This window comes from Virgisporangium ochraceum, assembly GCF_016863655.1.
Taxonomy (GTDB): domain Bacteria; phylum Actinomycetota; class Actinomycetes; order Mycobacteriales; family Micromonosporaceae; genus Virgisporangium; species Virgisporangium ochraceum.
In genome coordinates, this window is record NZ_BOPH01000041.1 from 52,415 (window position 1) to 64,861 (window position 12,447).

General features: G+C 73.2%; 11 protein-coding genes. 10 read left to right on the top strand and 1 reads right to left on the bottom strand.

The window, feature by feature from the left end; translation table 11 throughout:
• Positions 1 to 8: 8 nt before the first annotated feature.
• The 6 genes from Voc01_RS16830 (at position 9) to Voc01_RS16855 (ending at position 6,559) form a co-directional block, all read left to right on the top strand.
• Positions 9 to 1,700 carry a class I adenylate-forming enzyme family protein gene (locus Voc01_RS16830; protein WP_203928380.1) on the top strand — a complete coding sequence of 564 codons (1,692 nt, stop codon included), beginning with the start codon at positions 9 to 11 and terminating at the stop codon, positions 1,698 to 1,700.
• Entirely contained in the window at positions 1,697 to 2,095 is a 399-nt protein-coding gene (locus Voc01_RS16835) for a nuclear transport factor 2 family protein (protein WP_203928381.1), read from the top strand. Before Voc01_RS16830 ends, Voc01_RS16835 begins: the two co-directional genes overlap by 4 nt.
• Complete coding sequence (locus Voc01_RS16840) at positions 2,092 to 3,057, top strand: LLM class F420-dependent oxidoreductase (RefSeq protein WP_203928382.1); 966 nt, start codon at positions 2,092 to 2,094, stop codon at positions 3,055 to 3,057. The genes Voc01_RS16835 and Voc01_RS16840 overlap by 4 nt, the downstream gene beginning before the upstream one ends.
• Complete coding sequence (locus Voc01_RS16845; RefSeq protein ID WP_203928383.1) at positions 3,054 to 4,514, top strand: class I adenylate-forming enzyme family protein; 1,461 nt, start codon at positions 3,054 to 3,056, stop codon at positions 4,512 to 4,514. The genes Voc01_RS16840 and Voc01_RS16845 overlap by 4 nt, the downstream gene beginning before the upstream one ends.
• Before the next feature lie 118 nt (positions 4,515 to 4,632).
• Positions 4,633 to 5,595, top strand: coding sequence for a GNAT family N-acetyltransferase (locus Voc01_RS16850; RefSeq protein WP_203928384.1), 963 nt, complete (start codon positions 4,633 to 4,635; stop codon positions 5,593 to 5,595).
• 49 nt (positions 5,596 to 5,644) lie between these two features.
• Positions 5,645 to 6,559, top strand: a complete 915-nt coding sequence (locus tag Voc01_RS16855; protein WP_203928385.1) for a hypothetical protein — start codon at positions 5,645 to 5,647, stop codon at positions 6,557 to 6,559.
• 11 nt (positions 6,560 to 6,570) lie between these two features.
• Here Voc01_RS16855 and Voc01_RS16860 read toward each other — a convergent pair whose 3' ends face one another.
• On the bottom strand, positions 6,571 to 6,801 hold the full coding sequence (locus tag Voc01_RS16860) for a hypothetical protein (protein WP_203928386.1): 231 nt from the start codon (positions 6,799 to 6,801) through the stop codon (positions 6,571 to 6,573).
• Positions 6,802 to 6,919: 118 nt separating this feature from the next.
• Here Voc01_RS16860 and Voc01_RS16865 point away from each other — a divergent pair, with 118 nt between their 5' ends.
• From Voc01_RS16865 to Voc01_RS16880, 4 genes are all read left to right on the top strand, one after another.
• On the top strand, positions 6,920 to 8,044 hold the full coding sequence (locus tag Voc01_RS16865) for a PQQ-dependent sugar dehydrogenase (protein WP_203928387.1): 1,125 nt from the start codon (positions 6,920 to 6,922) through the stop codon (positions 8,042 to 8,044).
• Entirely contained in the window at positions 8,041 to 8,985 is a 945-nt protein-coding gene (locus Voc01_RS16870) for a dipeptidase (RefSeq protein WP_203928388.1), read from the top strand. The genes Voc01_RS16865 and Voc01_RS16870 overlap by 4 nt, the downstream gene beginning before the upstream one ends.
• Positions 8,986 to 9,377: 392 nt before the next feature.
• A complete protein-coding gene (locus tag Voc01_RS16875; protein WP_203928389.1) occupies positions 9,378 to 11,969 on the top strand; it encodes a caspase family protein in 2,592 nt (863 codons plus the stop codon).
• A gap of 32 nt (positions 11,970 to 12,001) precedes the next feature.
• Positions 12,002 to 12,447, top strand: a 446-nt coding sequence (locus Voc01_RS16880; protein ID WP_203928390.1) for an ATP-binding protein, incomplete at its 3' end; no start/stop codon positions are given.

Genomic DNA, 12,447 nt, shown 5'->3' on the forward strand with positions numbered 1-12,447 from the left:
GGTCGGGCATGCCGGGACGTACACTGCACCCGCCGGAGCGCGTCGCGGACTACACCGCGCGCGGCTGGTGGTCGCGGGACACCATGGACCCCCTGTTCCGGGCGCAGGTCGCCCGGCAGCCCGACCGCGTCGCCGTCGTCGACCCGGCCAACAAGGTGGCGCTCGTCGGCACCGAACCGCGCCGGCTGACGTGGCGCGAGCTCGACGGCGAGGTCGACCGGCTGGCCGTCGTGCTGCGCGACCACGGCGCCGCCGCCGGCGACGTGTTGGCCGTGCAGCTGCCGAACACCGTCGAGCTCGTCGCGGCGTACCTCGCCGCGTGGCGGCTCGGGCTCATCGTCACGCCGTTCCCGGTGCAGTTCCGCGAGCACGAGATCGTGGAGCTGGCCGGGCTCGCGGAGGCCTCGCTGTTCCTCACCTCGACGCGGATCGGCGACCGCGCCGCGGCGGCGGAGTTGGCGGGGTACGCCCCGGCGATCCCGTCGCTGCGGGCGGTCCTCGCGTTCGGGCCGGACGTTCCCGACGGGGTGCTGTCCGCCGACGCGCTGATGACCGCGGTGACGTCCACAGTGGACCCCCACGTGGCCGACCCGAACGAGTGCGTGACCATCTGCTGGACCTCGGGCACCGAGAGCACCCCGAAGGGCGTGCCGCGGTGCCACTACGACTGGCTGGCGATCTGCTGGGGCACCGTCGACGCGCCCCGGCTCACCGAGCACGACGTGCTGCTCAACCCGTTCCCGATGGTGAACATGGCCGGCATCAACGGGATGTTCCTGCCGTGGCTGCGGGTCGGCTGCGTGCTCGTGCAGCACCACCCGTTCGACCTGCCCACGTTCCTCGGGCAGATCGGCGCCGAGGGCGTCACCTACACGGTCGCCCCGCCGGCGCTGCTGACGCTGCTGCTGCAGCGTCCGGAGATGCTCGCCGCCGCCGACATCTCCACGCTCAAGCAGATCGGGTCGGGGTCGGTGCCGCTACAGCCGCCGATGGTGCGCGGCTGGCAGGAGCGCGGCATCGGCATCATCAACTTCTTCGGGTCGAACGAGGGCATCGCGCTGCTCACCGACCCGCACGACGTTCCCGACCCGTCGGAGCGCGCCCGCTACTTCCCGCGGTACGGCGTTCCCGGCTACACCTGGTCCTCCCGCATCGCCGACTGGACGAGCGTGCGCCTGGTCGACCCGGTGACCGGCGACGAGGTCACCGGGCCGGGTGTCCCGGGGGAGCTGCGCATCAAGGGCCCCACGGTGTTCGCCGGCTACCTGCACGGCGACCGCCTGCCGAGCCCGTTCGACGAGCAGGGCTACCTGCGCACCGGCGACGTGTTCGTGATCGCCGGCGCGGACCACCAGTTCCTCGAGTACGTCGACCGCGCCAAGGACCTGGTGATCCGCGGCGGCATGAACATCGCGCCGGCGGAGCTGGAAGGGCTCATCGCCGGTCACCCGTCGGTGGCCGACGTGGCGATCGTCGGGTACCCCGACGACGTGCTCGGCGAGAAGGTGTGCGCGGTGGTGGTCCCGCGTCCCGGCGAGTCGGTGTCGCTGGACGACCTGGTCGGCTTCCTGCGCGACAAGCGGATCGCCTCGTACAAGCTGCCAGAGTACCTGCGGGTGCGGGAGTCGTTGCCGCGCAACCCCGTCGGCAAGATCCTCAAGCGCGAGCTGCGCGACGACATCGCGAAGGAGACCGCGTGACCGACGACGAACGCCTCGCCGTGGCCCGCGACATGTTCGACGCGTGGAACCGGCAGGACTGGGACCGCGCCATCGGCCTGTTCGCCGCCGACGGGGTGCTGCACAGCGTCATGCAGGATCCCCTCGTCGGCCGGGACGCGATCGGCGAACGGATCCGGGCGCTGACACAGGGTCTGGAGCGGATCGAGCTGCGCGTCAAGGCGCTGGGCGTCATCGACGGCCGGGTCTTCGTCGAGCGGGTCGACGACTTCGACGTCGACGGACACCACGGCGAGGTGCCGGTCGTCGGCATCCTGCGGATCGAGGACGGGCTCGTCACCGAGTGGCTGGAGTACTACGACCGGGCCACGCTGATGCGCGGCATGGGTCTCGCGGCGGATCACGTGCATTCATGACGGTCCAGGTCTCGCTCGGGCTCTGGCAGGACCGGCCGGCGTCGGAGGCGCTCGACACCGCGCGGATCGTCGGCGACCTCGGGTTCGACGCGCTGTGGATCGGCGAGATGGCGACGTACGACGCGTTCGCACTCGCCACCGCGGCCGGTCCGCTGCTGCCGTCGACCCGGCTGGTGCTCGGCCCGCTCGCGGTCACCGTACGGGACCCGGCGATGATCGCGATGGGCGCGGCCTCGGTGGCGGCGTTGACCGGGCGGCCGGTCGACGTCGCGCTCGGCACGTCGAGCACGGTGGTCGTCGAGCGGTGGCACGGCCGGTCGCGGGCGCGCGCCGCACGGGCCCTCGACGAGTCGGCGCGGGCCGTCCGCCTGCTCCTCGACGGAGCGAGGGCCGACGTCGCCGGCGAGGTGGTGAGCACACGCGGCTACCGGCTGCGGCTCGACCCACCCGGCGGCGACCTGGTCGTCGCGGCGTTCGGTCCGCACGCGGTGCGCACGGCCGCCCGGCACGCCGACCGCATGGTGCTCAACCTCGTCGACCCGGCCACGGCCGGCGACCTCGTCCGGCAACTGCACGCCGCGGCGGGCGACCGGCGGCCGCGCGTCGCGGTCTGGGCACCGGCCGCCATCGGACCCGGGTTCACCCCGGCCGCCGTGGAACAGTTGCGCCGCGGGCTCGTCGGATACCTCGCCGCGCCCGGGTACGCCGACATGTTCACGCGGGCCGGGTTTGGCGACATCGTCGCGTTCGCCCGCACCGCGCCCCACCCCCGCGAGCTGCTCGCGGCCGTCTCCGGGGACCTCGTCGCCACGGTCGGGGTCCTCGGAGACGGGGAGGTGGCGGCCAAGCGGATCGCGGAGTACCGGGCGCACGGGGTGGACGACGTGGTGCTCGTCCCCGCGTCCACTGTGGACGACCCCGCCGGGAGCGCGACGCTCCACGCGGCGGCCGCGCTGCGATGAGGTTCCTCGCGCGCGTGGCGGCGCGGGTGCCGGACCGCACGGCCGTGCGCCACGGTTCCGTGACCCGTACCTACGCCGAACTGTTCGACCACGCCGCCCGGTTCGCGGGCGTGCTCGCGGCGCGCGGGCTCCGGCCGGGTGACCGCGTGGCGCTGATGTTCGACAACCGCGTCGAGGCCCTGGAATGCTACCTGGGCTGCCTGCTCGGCGGCTTCACGGCGGTGCACGTCAACGACCGGCTGCGGCCGCCGGAGGTCGCCGCGGTGCTCGACGACGCCCGGCCGGCGCTGTTCGTGTCGTCGACCACCGATGCGGATCTGGTGGTGGACAAGGGTTTCGCGGGCCTGCTCGACTCCGCCACGCCGCTTCCGGCCGTTGTCACACCTGCTGACACGCCGGGCATCGTCGGGTACACGAGCGGCACCACCGGCACGCCCAAGGGCGTGGTGCACACGTACGCGAACCTCGCGCGGATCGTGCGGCACATGCCCGTCCACTATGGACTGCGACCCGGGAGCCGGTGCGCGTTCACCGGGACGTTCTCGTTCGTCGCCGGCATCTGGGGAGTGCTGCTGCCGCACCTGTTCCTCGGCGGCGAGGTGTCGTTCATGGCCGGGCTGCCCGCCGACGAGTGGGTCGACCGGATGGTCGCGGAACGGTCCCAGTTCACCTACGTGCCGAGCCCGCTGGCGCCGGCGTTCACCGCCGAGGTGCGGCGCCGTCCCGAGGTGCTCGCCTCGCTGACCGGCGTGCTGCACTCCGCGTCGGCGCTGCGTCCCGAGGTGATGGCCGACCTCGTCGCGGTCGTCGGTGACCGGTTCGTCGAGACGTGGGGGATGACCGAGACGGGCGCGCCGGTCACCGCGACCGTGCCCGGCGACTGGGGACCCGACTGCGCGGCCGACGACGTCCACGCCTCCACGGGCCGGCCCGTGCACCTCGCGTCGGTACGGGTGGTCTCCCCGTCCGGCGACGACCTGCCACCGGGCGGGACCGGCGAGCTGCTGGTGAGCTCGGAGACGCTGTTCGCCGGCTACCACGACCGTCCACAGGAGACGGCCGAGGTCCTCCGCGACGGCTGGCTGCACACCGGCGACGTGGGCCGGGTCGACGCCGCCGGCTACGTCTACATCACCGACCGGCTCAAGGACATGGTCGTCACCGGCGGCATGAACGTGTACCCGGCCGAGGTCGAGCGGGTGCTGGCCACGATGCCCGGCGTCGCCGAGGTCGCGGTGTTCGGGGTGCCGAGCGAACGCTGGGGCGAGACGCTCGTCGCCGCGGTCGTTCCGGCTCCGGGCGCGACGGTCACCGCTGATGGGGTGGCGGGGTACTGCCGCGAACGCCTGGCGTCGTACAAGAAGCCCACCGACGTGATGGTGGTCGACCAGTTGCCCCGCAACGCCGCGCTGAAGGTCCGGAAACCCGTTTTACGCGAGGCGTATCTGTCCCGATAGGATGGACGCTTCGCACGCGAGAGAAGGGAGGGGTCCGATGTTCGCCAGCCCGATGTCGCCTTTCCCCATCCTGCCGAACCATGTGGGGGAAGCGCGCTAGCTCCAGGAGGAGTTCGCGTTGTCCCAGATCATCTACCGTCCGCTCGCCGATGAGGGCGAGTACCCGCGGTTCGCCGCGTTCCCCGTGCCCGCCAGCGGCGTCGGCGTCCGGGCGAAGACCTTCGAGGAACTCGTCGCCGACGGCGACTACCGTCCCGACCGGCTCTGGATCGCCGAGCGCGACGGCGAGGTCGTCGCCCGCATCGCGTTCTGGGCGCCGCCCGGGCACCAGCATCCGTGGAGCGTCGACTACTTCGACTTCCACGGTGAGAACGGCGTCGAGGTGGGCGCCGGGCTCATGCGGGCCGCCTACGCGGCGTTGGTGCCGCCCGACTACTCGGTGCCGTCGCAGCCGGAGGGCGGCCGTCCCGACTACCACCTGTTCCTGCCGGCCGACTGGAACGAGCGGGCCGACGCCCGCCGCGACGCCGAACGGCGCATCGCCGCGGCCGAACGGTTCGGCCTGGTGCGGTTCGTCGAGCGGCTCAACCTGCGCTGGACCCCCGCCGACGGGCTGCCGCCCCGGTCGACCCGGCTGCGCTTCGAACCGGCGGCCGACCGGTACGACGAACTGGTCGACGTCATGATGCGCGTCAACGAGAACACGCTCGACGCGCACACCCGCCGCGACCTCGAACGGTGGGACCCCCGTACCACCGTGGAGCGGATGCTCAAGGACGCGGAGGAGCTACCCGACGGCAACCGGGACTGGTGGCGGATCGCCTACACGGCCGACGGCGCGGCGGCCGGGTTCACGCTGCCGGTCCGGGCGGCCGCGGCGACGCACTGGTACATCGGGGTGGCGCCGGAGCACCGGGGTCACCGGTACGCCGACGACATCGTCGCCGAGGGCCTGCACATCATCACCGAGGCGGACGAACCGAAGATGAGCGATGCCACCGACGTCGGCAACGCTCCGATGGCGGCGACGTTCGCCCGCTGCAACTACCGGGTGGTCGGCCGCCGGATCATCATGATCTGACGGGAAACACCCGATGTCCGGTCGGGTGACGTCCGCCTAGCCTCCGGCCATGTCGATTCGCGTCTTCTGTGTCCTCGTCGTCGCCGGTGCGGCCGCCCTGGTGGGCCCCGGACCGGCGAGGGCGGCGGACCCGCCCCTGACCGTCACCGACCGGACGGCGGTCGCCATCGTCCAACCACACACGGGCAGCCTTGTCAGGTCGGAGTGTCAGAAGGGGGAGGAGGTCGTCGGCGGCGGCTTCGGCGTGCAGGCGTCGCGGTACACCGAGCCGCTTCCGCCCAAACTCCCGTCGAACCTGTTCCCGGTGGTGGCGAGCTTCCCGCAGAACACCACGTCGTGGACGGTCGTCGTGGCCAACCGGTCCGAGGAGCCCGTACTGTTCGCGGCCCACGCCCAGTGCGCGTCACGCAGCGTCGGCGTGGAGATCGTCACCATGCCGGTCGGTATCGACGCGGCCGGGACCCGCATCTACTGTCCGCGGAAGACGACCATGGTGACCGGCGGCGGATGGGACCTCGGCAACCTCCACGCCCTCGGGACCGACGTGGTCGACATTCGCAGCTCCTACGTCCTGGAGGACTCCTGGAAGATCGTCGCGTGGCCGGCCGACGGTTCCACCGTCCAACCCTACAAGGACGTGTTCAAGGGCTACGCGCTCTGCGCCTCGCACAGCCTCCACCGGGGCTCGTACGAGCCGGTGATGGCGGTGCCGCCCGCCGGTCCCGACGACATGGCCACCGACGCGACGATCGAGGTCGGGTGCGCCAAGGGTGAGCTGCTCACCGGCGCGGGCCATCACATCCACGAGGGGACGATCGGCATCACCACGTTCTTCCCGTGGTACGGCAGCGCCGGCGGCCGGTGGGTGCTGACCGTCCAGTCGCTGCCGGTCGACCACAACGGAAAACTGCGCAATCCCGGTGGGTCGGCGTGGGCCGGCCCGATGTGCGCGAAGGTGTCGTGAAGCGACTCGGGTCAGGACCCGACGGCGACCGCCGGTGCCGCTCCGAGGTCGCTCTCGGTCGGCACCGGTGCCGGCATCGGAGGAGCCATCCGGGACAGCGACCGGGCGATGCTCACCAGCGCGAACACCTCGGCGATCTTGAGCGAGTCGTCGAGGCGCAGGTCGAGCTGGTCGATCTCGTCGCGCACGGTGAAGAGGAAGCCCTCTGCCGCCTGCAGGTAGGAGTCATGGCTCGTTGGCACAAAACCATGTTATGAGCCCGATCCGGGTTTAGGGGGCATAACTCGCTTATGAGTGGGCGGACCCGGGTCCGGCGAGGTAAGCATGGACGGGTCCGCCCACCCGACGAGAGGGCAGCGCATGGGTCTCCGGCCGAGCGTCGTCGCGGTCGTCGCCGTGCTGGGCGGCGCGCTGCTCGGCGCGTGCGGCGACGAGGAGTCGCCCACCGCCACCCCGGCACCGGCCACCTCCGCGCCCGCGCCCTCCGCGTCGGCCGGCAGCGCCAGCGCCCGCCCGGCGGCCACCCCCAACCTGGGTGCGCCGCAGCAGATGGCCACCGGCGTCGACGTCCCCTGGGGGCTTGCCTTTCTCCCGGGTGGCGACGCGCTGGTGAGCGAGCGGAACAGCGGCCGCATCCTGCAGATCTCCGGCGGCACCACCCGCGAGGTATACCGCGTGCCGGGCGTCGCCGCCGCGGGTGAGGGCGGGCTGCTCGGCATCGCCGTGTCGCCGGGCTTCGCCCAGGACCGGTACGTGTACGCCTACTTCACCGCGTCGGGCGACAACCGGATCGTCCGTTTCCGGCTCGGGGAGAGCGCGGCGCCGCAGGTGGTGTTCTCCGGGATCGTGAAGGCCGGCACCCACAACGGCGGCCGGATCGCGTTCGGCCCCGACGGAATGCTCTACGTCGGGACCGGCGACGCGCAGCAACGCCCGCTCAGCCAGAACCCGTCGAGCCCCAACGGCAAGATCCTCCGGCTGACCCCCGACGGCAAGCCGGCGCCCGGCAACCCGACCGAGGGCTCGCCGGTCTACAGCCTCGGCCACCGCAACGTGCAGGGCCTCGCCTGGGACGCGCAGGGGCGCCTCTACGCCACCGAGTTCGGCCAGAACCGCTTCGACGAGGTCAACCGCATCGAACCGGGCCGCAACTACGGCTGGCCCGAGGTCGAGGGCAGCGGCGACGGCGGTGGCCGGTTCGCCGCACCGCTCCTCGTGTGGCAGACGTCGGAGTCCTCGCCGTCCGGCGCCGCGATCATCGGCGGGACGCTCTACGTCGCCGCGCTGCGCGGCGAGCGCCTGTGGGTGGTCCCGCTGACCGGCGACGGCCGCACCGGCCAGCCGGCCGCCCAGCTGCAGAACCTGGGCCGGCTGCGCACCGTCGAGGTCGCGCCGGACGGCTCGTTGTGGGTCACCACGTCGAACACCGACGGCCGCGGCGACGAACGCTCCGGCGACGACCGGGTCGTACGCTTCGCGGCGTGACCCTGCTCTGGGAACAGCACTGCTGCCTTCCGTTGTCCACCGGCGCCGACGTCGGTGAGCTGGCCCGCTACCGGCGGCCCGGCGGCTGCCACGTGTCGGTGAACGTCGGCTACGCGCCCCACGGCGCCGCCGAGGTGCTCGCGCTGCTGCACGCGTGGCGCGGGGCGATCGCCGCCGACGACCGGCTCCGGCTGGCCGCGACCGTCGACGACATCGATGCCTGCGACTCCGCCGTCACGGTCGCCTTCGACCTCGAGGACTCGGGACCGCTCGGTGGCGACCCGGGCCGCGTCAGGGAGTTCTACGACCTCGGCGTGCGGACGATGCTGCCGACCTACAACTACCGCAACGCCGCCGGCTCCGGCTGCCTCGACGACACCGACGGGGGGCTCACCGCCTACGGCCGCGACCTGGTGCGGGAGATGAACGCCGTGGGCATGGTCGTCGACGGGTCGCACTGCAGCATCCGCACCGGGCTCGACCTGTGCGAGGTGTCGGCGGCGCCGGTCATCTACAGCCACTCGTGCATGCGCGTGGTCTGGGACCATCCCCGCAACATCACCGACGAGCAGGCGAGGGCGTGCGCGGCGACCGGTGGGGTCGTCGGTATCACCGGGGTGGGGATCTTCCTCGGTCCCAACGACGCGTCGGTCGACGCCCTCGTACGTCACGTCGACCACGCCGTCGACCTCGTGGGTCCCGACCACGTCGGTGTGTCGACCGACTTCCCGTTCGACCACGAGGACTTCAACCGCGAACTGCGCGACAACCCGCACCTGTTCCCCGACTGGTTCACCCGCTGGGGCCCGATCGACTTCATGCCGCCCGAACACTTCCTCACGATCGGCACCGCCCTGCGCGACCGCGGCTACCCGCCGGCCGCGGTGGAGGGGATCGTCGGCGGCAACTTCCGCCGCGTCGCCGCTACGGTCTGGCGCTGACGGGCCTGCCCCGCTGACCGGGCCTGCCCCGCTGACCGGGCCTGCCCCGCTCCGCGCCGCTCCGGGCCGTGCCGCTCCTGCCCCGCCGCCCGTGCCCTATCCCACGCCGATCTTGCAGTTGTGGCCGCCGTTATTTCGTCCTATGTCCGGCTTATCGGGGGCCACAAGTGCAAGATCGGCGCGGGCGCGGGCGCGGGCGCGGGCGCGGGCGGGCGCGGCAGGGCGCGGCGGGGCGCGGCGGGGCGCGGCGCGGCACGGCGGGGTCGGGGCGGGTGGGGCGTGTTGGGGGTGGGGCGGTCCGTCAGTAGGTGGGCGGTACGTAGTTGTGCGAACTTCCATGAGTCGTCGTTCTGTGGGTGAAATAGGCCGACATTCAGATCGAGGGAGGCGTCGTGGCCAGGAGAGCCCTGTTGATCGGTTCAGAGACCTTCGGGCTGACGGGGGTCGGAAACGACGTCGACGCGATCGACGGGCAGCTGCTGCGGCGCGGGTTCGGCACGGTGCGCTGCGAGGCCGACGACGCCACCCGGGCCGGCATCCTCGAGGCGTACGACCGGCTGATCAGCGACACCGCACCCGGCGACGCGGTGGTCGTCTACTACAGCGGGCACGGAGGGCTGTCGCACCCGCCGGCGGCCACGCCCACCGACCAGCCCGCGCGGCGGTGGCAGTTCATCGTTCCGTTCGACTTCCACGAGTCGACCGAGTCCGACTTCCGCGGGATCACCGCCTTCGAGCTGTCGGCCCGGCTCGCGGCGCTGACCGCCGTGACCCGCAACGTGGTCGTCGTGCTGGACTGCTGCCACTCGGCGTGGATGTCGAAGGACCCCGACCTGCGGGTGAAGTCGCTGTACCGGCCGGTCTACGCCGACATCACCGAGCACGTGGCCCGGATCCGCCGCGACGAGCACCACCGGCCGGCCGCGCTCGGCAACCCCGACGCGGTGCGCGTGGTCGCCTGCGCCCCCGACGAGTCGGCGTACGAGTACACCAACGCGCACGGGCGCCGCACCGGGATCCTCACCGAGTCGCTGGTCACGGCCCTGGACGAGGCAGGCGACCTGCCGGTCACCTGGTCGACGCTGCTCACCCGGGTCCGGCACCGGGTGCAGCTGCTGTCGCCGAACCAGCGGCCCGAGGCCGAAGGCCCGTTCCGGCGCCGGCTGTTCGACCTCACCGAGGTGGACCCCGACGCCAGCCTGCCCGTGCTGGTGCCGGGCAGCAGCGTCACCGGCCGCGCCACGCTGCCCGGCGCGCGGCTGTTCGGCGTCCAGGTCGGCGACGAGTTCGCGGTGCTGCCCGCCGACGCTCTGCCGACCGACCGGGAACCCCTCGCGACACTGACCGTCGACCGGGTCGGCGCGACCACCGCCGACGGCACGCTCGCGCTGCGCGCCGGGGTGACGGCGCTGCCGGCGGGTGCCCGGGCCCACCCGACGCTCCTGACCGCGCCGGCGCTGCCGGTCCGGGTCACCGGCCCGGAGGAGCACACCGAGGGCATCCGCCGCCTGCTGGAGGCGAGCCCGCTGGTGCGGCCGGCACGCCCCGACGACGACCCCGTCGTGGTCACCGTGCACACCGACGGCGACGGCCGGCAGACCATCCACGACCGGGTCGGCCCGCTGCACGACGCGCGCCCCGCCGGCCCGGCCGGCGACCGGGACACGCTTTCGGACCTGGTGCGGATCGCCCGGGCGCAGGCGCTGCGCGGGCTGTCCGACGACCCCCGGTACGCGCTGCTGAGCCGCGTGTCGGCGGAGTGGGGGACGGTGGTCGACGGCCGGGCGGTCGGGCAGCCGCGCACGGGTGGGCGCGTGCACGTCGGCGACCACGTGTACGTGAAGGTGCGCAACGACGGCCCGTCGACGGTGTACGTGTCGCTGCTCGACATCGGCGTCTCGGCGAAGATCACGCTGATCACCGCGATGAGCCCGTCGGGCGTGGAGCTCGCGCCCGGCCAGGAGTACGTGATCGGCCGCGACGACCTCGACTTCCTGCTCGAAGGGGTCCCGCTGACCTGGCCGCTGGAGATCGCCGGCACCGACCCCCGCCCCGAGACGATCATCGTGCTCGCCACGTCGGCGCCGCAGGACGTCAGCGTGCTGGCGCAGGAGGGCGTGCAGCGGGAGGCCGCCGACGGCTCGCCGCTGGAGCAGACGCTGACCCAGCTGGCCACCGGCTGCCCGCGCGACCTCGGACGGGTGCGGGGGCCGGCCGTGCGGTACGCGGTCCAGTCGATGACCTTCGACCTGAGCCCGGCGCTGCCGCCAGCACCCGACGACGCGAAGTTCCTCATCGACGACCGCCCGAGCCTGTCGGTGCGCACGGCGCCGCGGCAGCGGTCGGCGGACGGGCCCGCGCCCGCGTCGGTCGCCGTGCGGCTCACCGACCTGGTGGTGCACCGCAGCCGCGCGCTGCGCAGCGCCGACCTGCGGCTGGACGCGCTCGTAGTGACCGGCAGCGGCGGCACCGAGCCGGTGCACCGCGCCGCGACCGCGCGGTTCGGCAACGTGCGCGACGGCGACCGGCTGCCGCTCGACGACCTGCTGGTGTACCGGGGACCGGCGGTCGACCACCTCGACCTCGCGGTGTGGCTCTCGCGCGACCGCAGGGGCGCACCGGACCTGGCCGACCTGCTGAAGGCCGAGCTCAGCGGCGTGGAGCTGCAGGACGCGGTGACGACGCTGCTCGGTCTCACCGTCGCCACGCCGCAGTCGGCGGTGGTGGCCGCGTCGGTCGGCGCCGCCGGGATGGTGGTCAACCTCGCCTTCCGGACGCTGTCGCGCGCCGTCGGCGACCAGGTCGGGCTGTACCGGACCTCACTGCTGCACCACGAACGGTTCGGCGTCGGACGGCACCCGGCCAACGGGCACCTGCGCGCACAGGACTTCTCGTTCGCCTACACGGTGACCGACGTGACCCGTCGTCCGCCGGAGTCCGGCCAACCGGGCGGGGCGGGCGGACTGAGTGGCGTGAGCCGGTGACCGGAGCCGGGATGCGGCACGGAGGAGCGTAGATGAGCATCGTGTCCGTGGATGCCGGAGCGGTACCGGACGGGTCCTTCGTGGGGCGACGCGACGAGCTCGCCGCGCTCGGTCACCGGCTGGCGCAGGCCGCCCGCGGGCGACCCGCGACGGTGGTCGTCGGTGGCGAGGCGGGTGTGGGGAAGAGCCGCCTGCTGCGCGAGTTCGTCGCGGTCTCCGGGGCGCACCTCGGGCACGTGCTGTGGGGGTCGTGCATCTCGCTCGGTTCGGGCGAGGTGCCGTACGCCGGTCTCATCGACGCGTTGCGCCGCCTGGTCCGCGAGCACGGCGACGAGGCGCTGCGGGAGGCCGGCGAGGTCGCGTACGCGGAGCTGTCGGGGCTGGTGTCGGCGTTCGTCGGCGACGGGCCCGACCGGCCGACCTCGCAGCTGCGGGTGTTCGGCGCGGTGCTGCGGCTGCTCGACCGGCTGGGCGCCGA